The following is a 17,459-nucleotide window of genomic DNA, read 5'->3' as shown; positions in this document are numbered from 1 at the left end:
ATTGGGTCATAGGATTTTTGTTACTGATGGCACCTGTCTTTGCGGGCGCTCAGGAAAGCCATGATACCATTTGGCTGAAACCAGTTGACATTGCGGCCCCTTCCGATGATTCGATTTTCATGCTTACGGTTTCGGATAAACTGATTCCAGCCGACGAAAATCTTTCGGTTGAAAATGTGCTGGCACGATACACCCCGATGTTTTTTAAAACGTACTCTCCGGGCGGCGTAGCAACCATTTCGCATCGTGGTTTCGGGGCTTCGCAAACGTTGTTGGTATGGGACGGATTTGCTTTGAATCAACTTACGCTGGGGCAGCCGGCATTGGGCGGCATGCAGGCCAACGACAACATGCATTTTGGTATTGTGTCGGGAACGCAGGCTGCCTCCGATTTTTCGGGTGGACTGTCTTCGTATATTTATGTCGATGATGTTTTTTTTCGCGACAGTATGTTGCACCGAAGAATTATTTTTTCTGGCGGAAGTTTTGGAACGGGCGCTGCATCTTTCTTTTCAGATTATAGAATTAAAAAGGCCCGCGTTTCATTTGAGTTATCCGGACTGAACTCAGTCAATAATTATTCCTTCCATAACAATACGGAAGGTGCAACAGCGCTTGATTGGCCGTTACAGAATCGTGTTGCAGCTTCCTATTACAATATGTCGGTCAAAAGCAGTTTGTCGATTCCAATGAAAAAGGGGGATTTCAGATTGTCATTGTGGACGGGCTCACAATTTAATGAAACACCTGCTCAATTGCTGAGTCCGCAGCTTCCAGACAATGAAAGTCAGGAAAACAGATTTGTCAGAGTAAGTGGATTTGTTCCGCTGATTTCAGCTGATGATGCGGGATTACAGATGCGTTTCTTTTTCAGCGCCGATACATTTTTATACAGAAACAAACAATTGTCCATCAGCGACGGAACTGCAACACAATCTTTTGCCACCCGATGGAACGCATATTTGCGTGCAGGAGCCGGACATGAATTCAATTTCGAGTATTATCCCGAATTGTATCGGGTGACATCAGAAAATTTCTCTAAACCAGTAATTCATACTGATCAGCGGCTGAAACTGAAATATAATCTGAATCGATTTGAAAGTTTTAAAGTGAATTTGTGGACGCATATCATCACCCGAAATTTCAATAATGTATTTGCGCTGCCGGGAGCATCATTCAGTTTTATGCCGGGCAAAAAGTCCATGTGGTGGAAATGGCTGAACATTTATGCTGGATTTGCGCGCAATATGCGCATGCCGACCATGAACGATTTGTACTGGGTGCCAGGCGGAAACCCTGACTTGAAGCCCGAAGATGCGTGGATGGCGGATATGACAATCGACATGAAATCAGCAAACAAGAATGGTTTTGAATGGAGCCTGAAGCTTATGCCTTTTTATTCGATGACAACAGATCTTATTCGCTGGACACCTGATTCAGTCTCATCGCAATGGCATGCAGCCAACGTAGCTGAATCAAGGCAATATGGCTGCGAGGCGACGGCTGCAGTTGAATATTCATGGAACAAAAATTCGCTGAATGGCTCTCTGAATCTGGCCCGCGTGTTTGCGGAGGATCTGAGCAGCGATGAAATAAAAACGCTTCTTTATGTTCCGGACAAAACAATGAATTCAATGCTGTTGTTCAAACATGGCTTATGGAGCGGGGGATATGAGTTTCATTATACCGGAAAACGATTTTCGAGCAGCGACAATGATCGTTACATGCCGGAGATTTTTCTTCATGATGTGTTTTTCTCTGTTTCAAAAAAAATCGGGACCAATCAGCTGGTGCTTTCTGCGCGTCTCAACAATATTATGAATGCCGATTATCAGTACATTGCCTGGTATCCCATGCCGCGAAGAAATTTTTACATCACAATTAAATGGAAGTGGAATGAATAGGTGGCTGCCAATATTATTTCTCGCTTTGGCGCTGTATTCATGCACCAATGATGAATTCGGTGAAGTGAACACATCGGGCGACACGCCTTCAGCGTTTCACAACGGCGCATTCGTTATTAACGAAGGGCTCTTCAATTCAGGCGGAGGCGATGTTTCATGGATTGATTTCAGCAACGGCACCATCAGTAATGAAATTTTCCGTTCAGTGAATGGCTTTCCTCCCGGAGATATCCCTTTTCATGCGGCTTTGAGCGGTGACAATATTTTTCTTACTGTCAACAACTCCGCAAAAGTGTATATAATCAACGATGATTTCGAAGTGGTTAAAACAATTGACGGAATTGCATCGCCTCGCGAAATCTGCGCTGGTAGCGGAAACAGATTGTTTGTCTCTTCCTTGTACAAACCATATATTTATGTAATTGATGCGGAGCAGGGAATTCTCTCGGACAGTATTTACACTGAACGTCCTGTCGAAAACCTTTTGCTACATGCGGGAAAGCTGTGGGCCACGCATTGGTCGAAACTGGTTTCAACACAAACCAATAACGCTTTGCTTGTCATCGACTCAATATCCATGCAGCTTGAAGATTCTGTCATCATTGGTGTAGAGCCGAACAGCATGGGTGTTGATGTGAATGGATTCATCTGGGTATTGTGCAGCGGCGGCTATGATCATGCAGAAATGGCAAAACTTGTTGTCATTGATCCGCTTTCGCATTCAATTATTCGAAACATTCCATTTGCATCTTCGTCCGGTTATCCCTCGTCGCTGGTGATGAATGCTGCGCGCGACAGTGTTTATTTCATCAATCAGCATATTTATAAAATGGCTGTCAGCGCTACTTCGGTGCCTACAACTGCATGGATACAATCTTCTGGAAATACATTCTATCGTCTCGCTGTTAACCCAACCGACAATTCGCTCTGGGCGAGCGATGCCGGCGATTATGTGCATTCGGGTCGTGTGCTGCATTATTCTGCATCGGGCAATTTATTGCAGACATTTAATGCTGGCGTTGTGCCGGGGTATATTGTGTTTCGGGAGTGAAGGTGCTTGATAAAATGTTCAACAAACAGCAATAATCAATAATAATATTGGAGAGATTTCAAGTCTATTGCACAGCATGGAAAAGCAATGTTCCACAAGCTTAGCAATCTCATTTCCTTCTCTATTTTCATGTTAATTTCCTTTTTTTCTTCAAAGAACTTTTGCATGAATTCGAGATCTTTGACAATGCTGTTTTCTCTTGAATTGCCGTCGAAAGGGCTCAGGACTTTCTTTAATTCATCAGGCGTGGTTGGTTGCAAAACAACATAGAACATGGTGTCCTTTCCTGTCTCGAAAGTTCTGATAAAAAGAGAAGGATTTTCGCCTTTGTAGCCAATTGAAATGAAGGTGGATTGCTTATTGCTGGGCATAAGCATAGTGTTTTCGCCGAAATTGCCTGCATGGAAAATTTCCTGATCTTGTGTATTCAAACGCGAAAGGCTCCCCATGGTGGAAAACCAAACATAGGCATATGTTCTGTCAAATTCTTTTCCATTTTTCACAATCACTTTCAGGTATTCAGTATTCCATTCTTTAGGCTCTGTCCCATTGTCGATGTTTATCCATCCTGTTTTTGTCAGATTAAAACCATATGTTTCCATCCTTTGTTTCTCCCTTTTGCTAAGAAGTTTCTGGTAATCAGCTACGATCTTTTGTGAATTTTCGTTTTCCTTTTTCATTGCTTCAATAACCTTCTGTTTCTTTATTTTCAGTTCAGCCTTGATTTTTTTCAACTGATCAGAGTAATATCCATTAAGCATCTTCGCGTACTTATCGGCTGATTTCACTTTTGTGAGCCTTTGTCCGAAATACGATCGGAAAACGGCAATTTGTTCTGTATAACCTTTTCTGATACACTTCTCCATAGCCAGACTATCAAGTTCATACATGTTTTTATTTAAATTTTCAACATAAATATCAAGAATCTCGTTGTCACATGTTTTGAAAATTGTTTTGAGTCTTGTCTCAAATTCTTTGGTCGCAATAAGTGTGTTCTGGTAGTGTTTGTTCCGGATGGCCTTGATTCTTGAAGGATCGATTCCACATTCCCGAGTTGCTGGAGTATCTTTTGCGCAGGTATCAACCTGTTCTAGTGTGGTATCTTTTTGTCCAATGTTATTGTTAGTGATATTGCTTCCTTGTTGATCAAAAACTTTTTCATTACTTTCTACATCAATAGTGGAAATAGCGAACCTCTTCTTTATTATATCCCAAAAAATAGTACTTCCATCTTCATCAGATAAATTAAAATACACATGGTAGAAGTATCCTGTTGTAACCTTAGAAAAATCCCTGAAATCCATCATTGATTCTGCTTGTCGCTGAAAGCCTTCCGGAAGGAAATCGAGCGAAAAAATGTCGACAGTTTTCATGAAATTATCCGGCGCTTTGGGTTTAACCCAGTTCACCTTTCCGCTATCATCGCGCACTCCTTCATAAACCATCATACCTGGTTTTTTGTCGGGTGTAGGCATTTCAATATGCACTGGATTTTCATTCCTGATGCCCAATTGTTTGCCGCTTACAGTGGCGTTGAAGAATATCATTCCGTCGGTAATCAGCGGATTGCCATCGGATGTAGTTGTGAGATTTGATCCAAGCATGTCGTCAGGAGAATATGCTTCTGCAAGTTCAATCCGAATATTTCCTGAAACCGGCTCTCCTTCTGAATTGACAAAACAACCTTTGGGAAGAATCATAATTGTTCCCTGCTCGCCTTCAAGCACTGTATCGCGGCGATTGTCGATTTCAAAGAACTGACTTGGAGCGATTGTGTTTTGAAAAGGATCATCAGCACTCATTTTTCTTGTTTCGGTATAAGTGAAATCACCATTGGAACACGAAAACAATGCAAGGGTTGTGGTCAAATACAGAATTCGGTTAAAGAATTTCATAACTGAAGGATTTAATTCAAAGATATAAATTAATTATAACCAAAGTTACCGGTCACTGAATGAAATTTATTCGACAACGCAGTGTTTAATTCGCAAAACAGATTACATGGGCAAATTGTTTTAAACATTCAATGCTGGCGTTGTGCCGGGGTATGTTGTTTTTCGGGAGTAGGGTCGCTCCACAAAGTTTAAACTTCGCGCAGTTTGTAGCAGCAAAATGTTGTTCAAAACGTATAGAAATGTCAGCATATATGTTGACAAAACATTTCAAAATGTCAACCTATAAGTTTACAAAAGCAAATTTATGTCAGGATATATCCTGACAAAACAAAATAAAATGTAAGGATATATCCTGACAAAAGTTTCGGGAGTATCTTAGAATTACAAAGTTACGCGAAGCTTATAGCCGCAATACTCAAAAATAGCACAGCTTCCGCACAGTGGCTTGCGGGCTTTGCAAACATAGCGACCGTGCAAAATGAGCCAGTGGTGCAGATCGTGGAGCACTTCTTCTGGAGCAATGGCTACGAGCGCTTTTTCGACTGCCAGTGGGGTAGTGGCTCCCGGAGCCAGTCCCAGACGTACACTCACCCGTTGCACATGCGTATCGACAGCAATGACATTCTGATTGAACAACACGGAAGCCAGTACGTGCGCCGTTTTGCGGCCTACACCCGGCAATTGCTGCATTTCTTCAGGATCGGTTGGTAATTTGCCTTTAAATGTTGAAGTCAGCATCATTGCCATTCCCTTCAGATTGCGGGCTTTGTTGTTGGGATAAGAGCAGGATTTTATTTTTTCGAAAATCGCTGTCTCCGTAGCCGCAGCCAATGTTTTGGCAGTGGGAAATGTTTTGTAAAAATCAGGAGTGATTTTATTCACCCGCACATCGGTGCATTGAGCGCTCAGAATCACGGCAACAATCAGCTCATACGGGTTTTTATAATTCAGCTCGGTTTTCGGAATCGGGTTGGTTTGCTGAAATATATCAATGATTTTCGAGAGTCGCTGCTTGCGTGTCATGATATTAAATCACGGATTATTTTTCCTTAGATGTTCCATATCTTTCAGCGTGTTTGCTTTAAGATATTTTACCAATTCGTCTGTCACCTGATGAAATATACCGCCCATCAAACATTTGTCGAAAGGGCATACAGGCTTGTCAAAGGGGCAGGCTTTGATGGAAATTTTTCCTTCAATGGCTTCATAAATATCAAGCAGAGTGATTTCTGTAGGGTCAACGGCCAGTGTAAAACCTCCGGCAGGGCCGCGTACCGAGCTTACGAAACCCGCCCGCACCAACGTCTGCATCACTTTTGCAATATGATTTTTGCTGGCACCTGTTTTTTCCGCAATCACATTTACATTCATAAAATGTCCTTCGCTATTTGAAATCAGCACCAGTGCATGAATCCCAATAGAAGCAGCTTCGGACAATTGAATTGGTTTTGACATTTTCAAGCATTTAGGTAAAATCGGTACAAAAATACTTAAATATTTTGAATCACAATCTCACATCTGTGATTTTCAGGTAGAACCTTATTGAAATGCGGTAAACATTAATCAAAGTTGCGGTATAATGGTAGCATGTTAAGTTGTACAATACGATTATTTCTTTAAAAACCAGTATATTTGTGAAAAATTAGACAAGATGAAGAACGTTAAAGATTTAGGATTGAACACACAGTTGGTTCATGCAGGTGATTTTGAAGATGCTTTTGGGAGTGCGGTAACACCGATATATCAGACATCGACATTTGCTTTCCGCAATGCACAGCAGGGTGCTGACCGCTTTGCCGGAAAAGAAAAAGGATTTATTTATAGCCGTATTGGCAATCCGACAATTGGCGCTTTGGAAGAGAAACTCGCTGTGATGGAAAACGGCTTTGCCGGTATTGCAACAAGCTCAGGAATGGGTGCGGTGTCAACCGTTTACATCGCCCTGCTTTCAAAAGGCGATCACATGGTAAGTTCTGCAGCTGTTTACGGCCCCAGCCGCAACATTATGGAAAACCATTTCACGCGCTTCGGTATTGAAAGCACCTATGTGGATTCGAGCGACCTGAGCCAGATTGAAAAGGCGATTAAGCCGAACACCAAACTTCTTTATCTTGAAACGCCCGCCAATCCTACGATGACGATTACTGACATCAAAGCTGCATCGGAACTGGCACACAAGCATGGAATTCTGGTTTGCGTCGATAATACTTTCTGCAGCCCGGTGTTGCAAAAGCCGCTGGATCTGGGTGCTGATATTGTTTTGCATTCACTCACCAAATACATCAACGGACACGCTGACATTGTAGGCGGAGCCATCGTTGCAAAGACTGAAGAAACATACAAAAAACTGCGCGCTATCATGGTCGGCTTTGGTTACAATATGGATCCGCACCAGGCGTATTTAGTTATTCGCGGAGCAAAAACACTTGCTTTGCGCGTAGAGCGCGCTCAGGAAAGTGCAATGATAATTGCTGAGTTTCTCGAAAGCCATCCAAAAATTGAGCGCGTTATGTATCCGGGATTGAAGTCGCACCCTCAATACGAACTTGCTCAAAAACAGGCCAAAGGTCCCGGCAGCATGATCAGCTTTGAGATGAAAGGGGGCTATGAAGCTGGCGTAAAACTTATGGACAATGTCCACCTCATTATGCTTGCAGTCTCGCTGGGCGGTGTTGAATCGCTCATACAGCATCCTGCATCGATGACACACGCTGCAGTTTCGGCAGAAGGGAAAAAATCAGCTTTCATTACCGAAGGACTGGTGCGCTTTTCAATCGGTATCGAAGAAGTTGAAGATATTTTGAACGACCTGAAACAAGCACTCGAAATGGTGTAAATGAAAAAGCTGATCATCATAGGGCTGCTGTTGTTTTGCACACATTACGTACATGCGCAGAAGGTAGCCGTGGTGCTCAGTGGAGGTGGATCGAAAGGCGCTGCACATATAGGCGTGCTGAGAGCGCTTGAAGAAAATCAAATTCCCATTGACTATATTGCGGGTACATCCATAGGTGCTATCATTGGTGGATTATATGCCAGTGGCTGGACAACTGACCAGATGGAGCAACTGATTACCTCTGAACAGTTTTTGATGTGGGCCACTGGAGCCATTGATGAAAAATATGTGTATTATTTCAAACAACCAGAGCTGGATGCTTCGTGGGCTTCGTTTCGCGTAAATGCCGACAGCATCTGGAGTTTCGATGTACCGACACATTTAGTTTCTTCGGGACAGATGGATTTTGTTTTCATGGAAATTTTTGCCCAGGCCAATGCATTGTGCAAGGGAAATTTCGATTCTTTGTTTGTGCCTTTCCGATGCATTGGAGCCAATATTACGGATTCAAGAGCTGAAGTTTTCAAAAGCGGGAATCTGGTGAAATCTATCCGCGCTTCGATGACCTATCCTTTATATTTTAAGCCAATTACTATTGATGGAAAAATGTATATGGATGGTGGAATGTTTAATAATTTTCCGGCAGACGTGGCTTTGAATGATTTTAATCCGGATATCATCATCGGCTCGAAAGTGGCTGCCATAAATGCTGTTCCTGATCCAGACAACATCATGTCGCAGCTCGAAAATATCTTCATGTCAGAAACATTCTATAACGTCCCTTGCAACAGCAGTGTGCTGATTGAACCGAAAATTCCGACCACAAATATCATTGACTTTTCTCATTCAGAAGAATACATCCGATTGGGCTATGAAGCTGCAGTTGCGAAGATTCCGCAAATTCGCCAATTTGTCATCGACAGCATTTCGAAAGCGCAAATTCAGTCCAAACGCGATTCATTTAATAATCGTAAACCGCCATTGGTGTTCGATAACGTCGATGTTTCGGGGATGAATAAAATGCAACGTCAGTATGTTCTGAATTATTTTTCGCGTAGGGAAATTGTAGGTATTGAAAGGACAAGAGAAGATTATTACCGTTTGATGACCGATCAGGCAATTCGTACCATTTACCCGATGGCCACCTATAAAGATTCAAGCGGATGTTTCTCACTGGATCTTAATGTGAAAAAAGAGTCCAATATTTTGCTGCGTTTTGGCGGGCTTGTTTCATCCAATCCGGTGAATCAGGCTTTTGCTGAAGTGAGTTATAAATATCTTCAGCGAAATGCAGCTACTTTTCGTGCAAACATGTATGCCGGACGTTTTTACAGCTCAGGCTTACTTGGAATGAGGCTCGATTTTCCGGGTCACCCGCAATACGCACTTTTTGGTCGCATTGTTTATAACCAGTGGGATTACTTCAGAACCACCTCGCATTTTTTTGAGGATAAAAATCCAAGTTATCTGATTGTGAATGATTATCACTGGGATTGCGGAGTGGTGGTGCCTGCAAAAAACAAAGGGAAAGTAACACTGGCGGGTTCGGCCATGATTATTGACGATGAATATTTTCAGGACAATTATTTCACCAGAACTGATATCCCGGACAAGACCAATTTTAAGGCCTGGAGCGTTTTTGCGGAGTGGGAGAGAAACACTCTTAATAAAAAACAATATGCCAACAAGGGCACTTTACTCAAGTTAAAGGGCGGTTTTGTTGAAGGGAAGGAAAATACCATTCCCGGAACCACGTCGCCATTATTACAGAGCTACACGGCTCATCACCAATGGTTTTACGGGCAATTTGTGTATGAAAATTATTTTCGTTCACTGGGCCGGTTTCGTTTGGGATGGTACAACGAGTTATATTATTCGAACCGTGATTTTTTTGGCAGTTACACTGCAACGATGTTGTTTGCCAATCCTTTTCAACCCATGCCTGAGATGAGCACATTGTTCATGCCGCAGTACCGGTCACACCAGTATGCAGGAGCCGGGCTGAAAGGACTTTTTATGATCCGCGACAATTTTGATTTTCGTACAGAGGCCTATTTATGTCAGCCACTCCGCGATATAACAATGGGTTCAAGCGGTATTTATGCGACTTATGGTCCCTGGCTGAAAAGCAGGTATTTTGTGGCTTCTACAGGATTTGTATTTCACAGTCCTGTTGGTCCGGTTGCCATAACAGCAAGCTATTACGACAAGTATGATGAGCCTTTTATGCTGTCGTTTTATTTCGGATATATTCTGTTTAATCCGAAAGCAGTTAACTGAAACGGTCTCTAATTCATTAAGTTTTTTAAATTTGCAGTCCTATACTGAATATTGAATTTCAAAGTGATGGAAGAAAAGAAAGAAACCCCGGCTGAAAATGCTGATTCTAAGCTGAATGAAAGCGTAGTATCCAACCAGGAAGTTGCTGAAACAACTATTACCCCTGTAGATGCATTGGTAAATGAAAACGAATTCGCAAATGGCGAAAGCTCGTATGTTATGGACGTTGTGGCTGAAACTCCGCACGAAGAAGAGCATATAGCTGAGATCCACGAAGTGGATGACAGTAAGTGGAAAAACTACAATCTGGATGAAATTAAGGCGGAAGCGCTTAATGTTATACAACAAGGTTCAGATTTGATGTTGGTTGGGCAGGCGCTGAAAAAACTTCGCGAACTGCACAATGCTCAAATGGTAATAGAGCGGCAGAAGCTTACTGAGTTAAGCGAAGAAGATCAGGAAAATCATGAGCACAAGGATTTGCTTGATAAAAAAACCGGCGAGTTCAATGCCATATGGGGAATTTATCAGGAAAAGAGAAAAGAACATTTCGACAATATTGTTAAGCAGCAGGAAGAAAATTTCGGAAAGAAACTCGTGCTGCTCGACGACCTGAAAAAGCTCATTGAAGAAGGTGAACCATTGAAGAATACGTTTGACGAATTCAAACGCATTCAGGATAAATGGCGTGAGATAGGTATGGTTCCTAAGGATAAAAGCAACGATCTTTGGCTGAATTACAATCATCATGTTCAGATGTTTCTTGACAAAGTCAAGCTAAATCGCGAACTACGCGATCTTGACATGAAAAAGAACATGGAGATCAAAGTTGAACTGTGCGAAAAAGCGGAAGAATTATTTTTTGAAAAATCGTTGCACGAATCTTTCAAAAAGCTGCAGGAGCTTCACCATAAATGGAAAGAAACTGGCCCTGTCCCTTCCGATGTGAAAGACCAGATATGGGACAGATTTCGCAATGCTTCAGAGAAAATCAGAGAGATCCGGATTTCGCATTACGATGAACTGAACAAGAAGTTTGAAGCCAACCTTGAAGCAAAAACCGCCCTCGTTGATAAAGCCAGAAATATTGCTTCGGCTGAAATAAATACAATGAAGGAGTGGAACGCTTCAACAAAGGAAATGAATGAACTCTTTGGTTTGTGGCGCTCAATTGGACCAGCCCCCAAAGAAAACAACGATAAGATATGGGCCGACTTTAAAGGTATTCTCGATGCATTCTATGCTGCGCGAAAAGAATATTTCAATGCCATTCGCAGTGAACTGAACGAGAACTATAATAAGAAGCTGAATATTTGTCTCGAGGCTGAAGCAATCAGAGAAAGCACTGACTGGAAGAAAACGAGTAATGATCTTATTCGCCTTCAGAATGAATGGAGAAAAGTTGGGCCGGTTCCGAAAGTGAAATCCGATGTTATTTGGAAGAGATTTCGTTCTGCCTGTGACGATTTTTTCAATCGCAAGAAAAACTATTTCGAAAACCTGTCAACCGTCGAAGCTGAAAATCTGCAGAAAAAACTTGATCTGATCAAAGAGCTCGAAGAAAGCAATTTCACTGAAGACAACAAGGAAAACCTCAACCTGATCAACGAATTCCAGCGCCGTTGGTTCGAAATCGGCAGAGTCCCGATTGAGAAAAAGGATGAAATTCAGAATGAATGGCATAAGAAAATCGATCAGACACTCGACAAATTAAAAATCAGCCGCTTTGAATCTGAAAACACACGCTATAAAGAGCGCATGGAATCAGTGTCGAAGATGAACGACGGCCGCGATAAAATGTGGACGGAAGTGAAGAAACTTCGCTTTAATCTTTCCAAACTCGAGCAGGATGTTCAGCTTTGGGAAAACAATCTTGGCTTTTTCGCCAACTCGAAAAATGCCGAAGTGCTGCTGAAAGAATTTCGGGATAAGATTGAGAGAGCCAAGACCGACATCAAAGTAATGAAAGAAAAGGAAAAATATCTGCAGGGCCTGATGAATGAAGGGAAAAAATAATTTTCCAACATTTGTTGTGTGAAAAAAAACTTTTGTATTTTTGCACGTCCAAACTGTCCTGTGGTGTAACTGGCAACACGTCTGATTCTGGATCAGAAGAGTTTAGGTTCGACCCCTAACAGGACAACGATAACGAAAAGCCGCTGATGAAGCGGCTTTTCGCGTTTTAATACTTGGGGCTTTGATGAAAGTAGCGTTGAAAGCGATTTTCAATTACACGAATTCGAAATCGTTTTTACAAAATTGAATGCACGCATACTTACTTTTATTATCCTGTTGACTGATTCGTTGGCACTTTTGTTGGCACTTGTTGGAAAAGTTGCTATTTATTTTGGCAAATACAAAATATCGCGGATTTTATTTGCGTTATACACATACCAATAACCCAAAAACCAAAAAAAATGAAAAGTCTGATGTTAATCGCAGCTTTTGCTGCAACGTTCCTTCTTGTTTCATGTGGCGATGGCAAGAAAGAAGAAGAAAAAACCGACAGCACTGCAGTGAAAACGGAAACCGTTGACACAACAATCATCGAAACCCAGCCAGCTGCCGGAGTTTCAAATGCTACCACCGATGCAAAACCCGAAAAAGAGCCCGAAACCAATACGCAGGCACCGGTGCGTGGCAATAATTAAAACAATCGCCAAATCGTTTAATAAAGAAAAGCCGCTGATGAAGCGGCTTTTTGCGTTTAATCAGTTGCAAGATCCGTTGCAGGAATTATTTCAATATCCCATTTGTTTTGCACATCAAATTCATTCTCATTACTAAAAACCATAAAAACGCCCTGCAGCGTTGCGAGCGTTCCTATGCCGGCTGTGATAAGCCCTAGCGGAATCAGAATGATATAATCCTCTGGCGTATTGGATGAAACGGCATCCATAATCACAGCGAATCCTGCCCCAGTCAGCAGCAATCCTGCGCTGCCCAAAAATCCACCGAAAACTTTTTTCATTGTTCTGCCAACGCCACTGGTTTGAATATATCGAATGTCAGCTAAAAAGAAATGTTTGTCCGAAACGACCAGTTCGCTGTCATTCGGCAAGATTAGATTTCCAGCAAATCTTTTTCCTGATTGATCAATCAGACAGATTCTTTTCCCTTCCTGCAGGTAACAAACTTCTCTGAAATCTGTTGTTTTCACAAGCTTTACCACGTAATCGGCTTCCTGAGATTGCGCGCATACAGAGAGTATTATCGTGGAAAAAATTATTAAAACAAGTCTGCTCATGATTTACATTTTATGCAAAATAAACGCTTCCGGAGATAATATGCAAAACATCACCAGAAATATTCTTTTCAAACAACTGATAAATAGCATTTTTTAAAGGATTTTGAAGGGTAAAAAGGACTGATTCTGCGCGTAATTTTGTAGTATGATAAAAATAATTCTTGCAGCTGGCTGTTTCTGGTCAGTTCAATATAAGCTGAATTCGCTCGAAGGAGTGATTGAAACCAAGGCGGTTTATGCTGGCGGCGAAGTGCCTGAAGCAACGTACCAGCAGGTGTGTTCTGGCACCACGGGTCATGCAGAAGGCGTTCTGGTGACTTATAACGATTCTGTTTTATCAACTGAAGATCTTTTGCGCTTTTTCTTTCTAACCCACGATGCAACGCAGCTAAACCGTCAGGGTCCTGATATCGGCGAACAATATCGATCAGGCGTTTTTTATTTCAACGAAGAGCAGCGCATGGTAGCATTAAAAGTAATAGAAGAATTGCAGCAGCTGCCCAAATATGCCGGCAAGAAAATCACAACGGTTGTAGAGCCCGTTTCGCTGTATAATAACGCTGAAGAATATCATCAGGAGTACTATAAGAAGAAGGGCTTTTGAACACTGAACAACGAACACAGAACACTGAAATTGGAAGTGTCTTAACACCAAACTTTGAAATATAACTTATTTTGTTTCTCGAATATAGAAGTATGAAAATTTAGAATGACGTTATACATGGATTTTGATTAGTTCAATGCGATATGAGTCAAAGATCGCTAATATTAGGACAGAAATGGTTCAAAAGAATGCAAATTTCAGGAATCTATTTATTACCATTTTCGAGATTTCTTTTTGCAGTTTCTATAGATTTTACAAGAATAGAGATTAATTCATTGGTTTCTTTTAACAGGTTTAAGAGCATCTCATCAGATTTTTGCAAACTAGATTTTGAAATTATTCTTAAACACATATAGGACTCTCTGGATTCTTTTAAACTGATTTTCATTTTATGAACAAAGTCTTTTCTTGATTCAGCACTTTGAGCTTCTGCATAATTCAGTGCAACTGATATTCCGGAGCGAGTAAGCTGATTTGCGATTGTTGATCCTGCATATGTTTTCTGGATTGAATCGCAAAAACTCAGCACCAATGCACTGTAATTCGCCATTCTTTCTTCAAGATCAAACACTTGTTTCATTGTTTTTAAGATTTATATTATTCAGATTGCTTTTTATATCATTTCGGCTCACTTAGTCAAACCATGTCCCATGATCGGTGTTCATGATTCACCATTCCGGATTTTGTTTTCACTTCATCATTCCATGTTCGGTGTTCGATGTTCATGATTCACTTTCTTATTTCAATTTATGCCCCATCTTATTTCGTTTTGTGTCCAGGTAAAACTGATTGTATTGATTGGGCTCTACAATGATTGGAATGGTTTCGGTAATTTCGAGTCCGTAGCTTTCGAGTCCGATTCGTTTCACAGGATTGTTGGTGATAAGTTTCATTTTGGTGATGCCCAGCATTCGCAGAATCTGTGCGCCAATACCGTAATCACGCTCGTCGCCTTTGAAGCCTAATTCAAGATTGGCTTCAACCGTATCGCGTCCGAGTTCCTGTAAATGATAAGCTTTCAGTTTATTGATAAGTCCAATGCCGCGTCCTTCCTGATTCATATACAGAATCACTCCGCGACCTTCTTTTTCAATCATCTGCATGGATCGGTGCAGCTGTGGTCCGCAATCACATTTATGACTTCCGAAAATATCGCCGGTCACACACGATGAATGCACGCGAATCAGCACTGGATCCGGGGTTGTGATGTCGCCTTTAACAAGTGCCAGATGTGGAAGGTTGTTTGTGAGCTGTGTGAATGCTACTAATTGAAAATGGCCAAACTCTGTCGGGAAATTTACGGCCTCTTCCATACGAACGAGACATTCGGTTTTCAGCCGGTATTCAATCAGTGCTTTTACTGAAGTTATTTTAAGATCGAACTTTTCTGCAATTTCGTATAGTTGGGGCAGGCGAGCCATGGTGCCGTCTTCGTTCATGATTTCGACCAGTGCCGCAACCGGTTTCATGCCTGCAATTTTACACATATCGACACAGGCCTCTGTGTGCCCGGCACGTTCGAGAACGCCGCCTGGTCTGGCGCGCAGCGGGAATATATGTCCCGGGCGACCAAAATCTTCGGGCAGATAATTCTCGTTGGCCATGGCTGCAATGGTCTTTGCGCGGTCAAGCGCAGAAATTCCGGTTGTGCATCCGTCACGTAAAAGGTCGATTGATACAGTGAATGGCGTTTCGTGTAATGAAGTATTATCCTTCACCATCAGGTCGAGTTTGAGTTCTGTAGCGCGCTCCATGGTGAGTGGAGCACAAATGAGTCCGCGACCGTAACGTGCCATGAAGTTTACCGTATCGGCTGTAATGGTCTCACCGGCGGTAACAAAATCGCCTTCGTTCTCACGATCTTCATCGTCCACCACAATGATTACTTTGCCTGCTTTCAGGTCTGGGAGTACTTCTTCTATGCTGTTTAATTTCTTTTCCATGGTCAAATTTCAATAGTGCAAAAGTACAATAAATTTCAAGCATCGGAACGGATTGCAAATAAGCGTCAGTGCTGAATACTAATAAACAAACATGGCGCGGATTGAAATCCGCGCCATGTTTGTTTGTTAAGTCAAAAACACTATGTGTCTTTATAAACTTTTTACTTTATTACTTTCCACTTACTTAGCAGGCGCATTTTCCAGCACCTTTACTAAAAAGTCGAAGAATTTTTGTACAGAAGCGATATTCACTTTTTCATCCGGACTGTGTGGATAGCGGATGGTCGGACCAAACGAAATCATGTCCCAGTTGGGATAAACAGCGCCGAGCAGACCGCATTCGAGACCGGCATGAATGGCTTTGATTTCAGGAATTTTTCCATACATACCCTGATACATTTCGCGGCAGCTTTTCAAAATGGCACTGTCCATATTGGGCTTCCAGCCTGGATAAGCACCTGAGAGTTCAACTTCGGCGCCGGCCAGTTCAAAAACTCCTGAAACTGCGTGTCCGAGCGCGTCTTTGGCTGAATCAACAGAGCTGCGCAACAGATTCTTGATTATGATTGTACCGTTTTCAGTATCCACACTGGCCAGGTTGTTCGATGTTTCGACCAGACCGGGCATGGCATCGCTCATGCGCATAACGCCATTGGGACAAGCATAGATGGCACGGGTTAGTTTCCAGATGATTTGCGGATCAATAACTGCAGCCGGCACAGCTTCTTCGCTGACGAAAAATTTCATATCCGGTTCGGTTGCAGAAAGCTCGTGGCGGAATGTTTCCTCCATTTTTTTCACGCAGCTTGTAAAATCATTTGCTTTTTCTGAAGGAACAGTAACAACGGCAAATGATTCGCGCGGAATGGCGTTGCGGAGTGAACCTCCATGAATAGAAGCGACCATCATTCCATGTTCTTCAACGGCATGTTTCATGAAACGATTCATAAGTTTATTCGCATTGCCGCGACCAAGAATAATTTCCATTCCACTGTGTCCGCCTTTCAGGCCGGTGAGGCTGAGTTTGAAAGCCTTGTGTCCTGCAGGTACCGGTATGGTCGTATATTTCATGATGATGTTGGCATCGAGTCCGCCGGCGCAGCCAACGTACATTTCGCCTTCATCTTCGCTGTCGAGGTTAATCAGAATATCGGCTTTAAGCACACCGCCTTCGAGACCAAAAGCGCCGGTCATTCCGGTTTCTTCGTCAATGGTCATCAGCGCTTCGATAGGGCCGTGTTTAATGGTTTTCGAGGCAAGCACAGCCATGGCTGCTGCTACGCCCATTCCGTTGTCGGCGCCAAGTGTAGTGCCGTCTGCGGTTACCCATTCGCCGTCAACAAAGGCCTGAATGGCATCTTTTTCAAAATCAAAATCCTTGTCGCTGTTTTTCTGTGGAACCATGTCGATATGCCCCTGCAGAACAATGCCCTGGCGGTTTTCCATTCCCGGTGTTGCCGGTTTGCGGATAATAACGTTTCCGACTTTGTCAACGATGGTTTCCAGCCCGAGCGATTTGCCGAAGTTCACCATGTATTCGCGCACTTTTTCTTCGTGCTTCGAAGGACGTGGAATTTGTGTCAATTCATAAAAGTATGTCCATACTTCTTTTGGTTCGAGATTTTTGATTTCCTGACTCATTGCTATTTTTGTTTAAATGATTTTTGCTGACCCAAAGATAATGATTTTAGAATATCGA

Annotated in this window: 14 protein-coding genes and 1 tRNA gene; 8 read left to right on the top strand and 7 right to left on the bottom strand. The window is 42.4% G+C overall.

Annotated elements, in window-relative coordinates; translation table 11 throughout:
- Window positions 1-26 precede the first annotated feature (26 nt).
- Window positions 27-1,904 carry a hypothetical protein gene (locus A2W93_01300; protein OFY55714.1) on the top strand — a complete coding sequence of 626 codons (1,878 nt, stop codon included), beginning with the start codon at window positions 27-29 and terminating at the stop codon, window positions 1,902-1,904.
- Entirely contained in the window at window positions 1,897-2,955 is a 1,059-nt protein-coding gene (locus tag A2W93_01295) for a hypothetical protein (protein ID OFY55713.1), read from the top strand. The genes A2W93_01300 and A2W93_01295 overlap by 8 nt, the downstream gene beginning before the upstream one ends.
- A gap of 35 nt (window positions 2,956-2,990) precedes the next feature.
- Here the strand turns inward: A2W93_01295 and A2W93_01290 are convergent, their stop codons facing one another.
- The 3 genes from A2W93_01290 to A2W93_01280 all read right to left on the bottom strand — a co-directional run bounded on the left by A2W93_01290 (window position 2,991) and on the right by A2W93_01280 (window position 6,305).
- On the bottom strand, window positions 2,991-4,850 hold the full coding sequence (locus tag A2W93_01290) for a hypothetical protein (protein OFY55712.1): 1,860 nt from the start codon (window positions 4,848-4,850) through the stop codon (window positions 2,991-2,993).
- Window positions 4,851-5,231: 381 nt separating this feature from the next.
- Window positions 5,232-5,873, bottom strand: coding sequence for an endonuclease III (locus A2W93_01285; GenBank protein ID OFY55711.1), 642 nt, complete (start codon window positions 5,871-5,873; stop codon window positions 5,232-5,234).
- Between the two features lie 9 nt (window positions 5,874-5,882).
- On the bottom strand, window positions 5,883-6,305 hold the full coding sequence (locus A2W93_01280; GenBank protein OFY55710.1) for an Rrf2 family transcriptional regulator: 423 nt from the start codon (window positions 6,303-6,305) through the stop codon (window positions 5,883-5,885).
- Window positions 6,306-6,501: 196 nt separating this feature from the next.
- On the opposite strand from A2W93_01280, the gene A2W93_01275 reads away from it, so the two are divergent.
- The 5 genes from A2W93_01275 (at window position 6,502) to A2W93_01255 (ending at window position 12,617) form a co-directional block, all read left to right on the top strand.
- A complete protein-coding gene (locus A2W93_01275; GenBank protein ID OFY55709.1) occupies window positions 6,502-7,686 on the top strand; it encodes a methionine gamma-lyase in 1,185 nt (394 codons plus the stop codon).
- A complete protein-coding gene (locus A2W93_01270) occupies window positions 7,687-9,966 on the top strand; it encodes a hypothetical protein (protein ID OFY55708.1) in 2,280 nt (759 codons plus the stop codon).
- A gap of 66 nt (window positions 9,967-10,032) precedes the next feature.
- Window positions 10,033-11,982 (top strand): hypothetical protein, encoded by a 1,950-nt coding sequence (locus A2W93_01265; GenBank protein OFY55707.1) that lies wholly within the window; start codon window positions 10,033-10,035, stop codon window positions 11,980-11,982.
- A 54-nt stretch (window positions 11,983-12,036) separates the two neighbouring features.
- Window positions 12,037-12,112, top strand: a tRNA-Gln gene (locus A2W93_01260).
- Between the two features lie 271 nt (window positions 12,113-12,383).
- Window positions 12,384-12,617: a hypothetical protein gene (locus A2W93_01255; GenBank protein ID OFY55706.1), complete on the top strand. Its 234-nt coding sequence runs from the start codon at window positions 12,384-12,386 to the stop codon at window positions 12,615-12,617.
- A 56-nt stretch (window positions 12,618-12,673) separates the two neighbouring features.
- Here the strand turns inward: A2W93_01255 and A2W93_01250 are convergent, their stop codons facing one another.
- Entirely contained in the window at window positions 12,674-13,213 is a 540-nt protein-coding gene (locus A2W93_01250) for a hypothetical protein (protein OFY55705.1), read from the bottom strand.
- Between the two features lie 145 nt (window positions 13,214-13,358).
- Between A2W93_01250 and A2W93_01245 the strand changes: the two genes are divergently transcribed.
- Window positions 13,359-13,817, top strand: a complete 459-nt coding sequence (locus A2W93_01245; protein OFY55704.1) for a peptide-methionine (S)-S-oxide reductase — start codon at window positions 13,359-13,361, stop codon at window positions 13,815-13,817.
- Between the two features lie 205 nt (window positions 13,818-14,022).
- Here the strand turns inward: A2W93_01245 and A2W93_01240 are convergent, their stop codons facing one another.
- From A2W93_01240 to A2W93_01230, 3 genes are all read right to left on the bottom strand, one after another.
- On the bottom strand, window positions 14,023-14,397 hold the full coding sequence (locus A2W93_01240; GenBank protein OFY55703.1) for a hypothetical protein: 375 nt from the start codon (window positions 14,395-14,397) through the stop codon (window positions 14,023-14,025).
- Between the two features lie 157 nt (window positions 14,398-14,554).
- Window positions 14,555-15,760, bottom strand: a complete 1,206-nt coding sequence (locus A2W93_01235) for a bifunctional 3,4-dihydroxy-2-butanone 4-phosphate synthase/GTP cyclohydrolase II (GenBank protein ID OFY55702.1) — start codon at window positions 15,758-15,760, stop codon at window positions 14,555-14,557.
- A gap of 180 nt (window positions 15,761-15,940) precedes the next feature.
- The gene (locus A2W93_01230) at window positions 15,941-17,401 is read right to left on the bottom strand and encodes a cytosol nonspecific dipeptidase (protein ID OFY55701.1); all 1,461 of its coding nucleotides are present in this window, start codon (window positions 17,399-17,401) and stop codon (window positions 15,941-15,943) included.
- Window positions 17,402-17,459 lie beyond the last annotated feature (58 nt).

The sequence above is a fragment of the Bacteroidetes bacterium GWF2_43_63 genome, assembly GCA_001769275.1.
In the GTDB taxonomy this organism is placed as follows: Bacteria; Bacteroidota; Bacteroidia; order Bacteroidales; family DTU049; genus GWF2-43-63.
The sequence above is the reverse complement of the archived record's forward strand: the minus strand, read 5'-3'. Positions and strand labels throughout refer to the sequence as shown.

Bases quoted from the DNA above. Each gene is read 5' to 3' on its own strand.
- A2W93_01295 (OFY55713.1), top strand. From the start codon at position 1,897: ATGAATAGGTGGCTGCCAATATTATTTCTCGCTTTGGCGCTGTATTCA.
- A2W93_01255 (OFY55706.1), top strand. From the start codon at position 12,384: ATGAAAAGTCTGATGTTAATCGCAGCTTTTGCTGCAACGTTCCTTCTT.
- A2W93_01265 (OFY55707.1), top strand. From the start codon at position 10,033: ATGGAAGAAAAGAAAGAAACCCCGGCTGAAAATGCTGATTCTAAGCTG.
- A2W93_01235 (OFY55702.1), bottom strand. From the start codon at position 15,760: ATGGAAAAGAAATTAAACAGCATAGAAGAAGTACTCCCAGACCTGAAA.
- A2W93_01280 (OFY55710.1), bottom strand. From the start codon at position 6,305: ATGTCAAAACCAATTCAATTGTCCGAAGCTGCTTCTATTGGGATTCAT.
- A2W93_01300 (OFY55714.1), top strand. From the start codon at position 27: ATGGCACCTGTCTTTGCGGGCGCTCAGGAAAGCCATGATACCATTTGG.
- A2W93_01250 (OFY55705.1), bottom strand. From the start codon at position 13,213: ATGAGCAGACTTGTTTTAATAATTTTTTCCACGATAATACTCTCTGTA.
- A2W93_01230 (OFY55701.1), bottom strand. From the start codon at position 17,401: ATGAGTCAGGAAATCAAAAATCTCGAACCAAAAGAAGTATGGACATAC.
- A2W93_01275 (OFY55709.1), top strand. From the start codon at position 6,502: ATGAAGAACGTTAAAGATTTAGGATTGAACACACAGTTGGTTCATGCA.
- A2W93_01240 (OFY55703.1), bottom strand. From the start codon at position 14,397: ATGAAACAAGTGTTTGATCTTGAAGAAAGAATGGCGAATTACAGTGCA.
- A2W93_01285 (OFY55711.1), bottom strand. From the start codon at position 5,873: ATGACACGCAAGCAGCGACTCTCGAAAATCATTGATATATTTCAGCAA.
- A2W93_01270 (OFY55708.1), top strand. From the start codon at position 7,687: ATGAAAAAGCTGATCATCATAGGGCTGCTGTTGTTTTGCACACATTAC.
- A2W93_01245 (OFY55704.1), top strand. From the start codon at position 13,359: ATGATAAAAATAATTCTTGCAGCTGGCTGTTTCTGGTCAGTTCAATAT.
- A2W93_01290 (OFY55712.1), bottom strand. From the start codon at position 4,850: ATGAAATTCTTTAACCGAATTCTGTATTTGACCACAACCCTTGCATTG.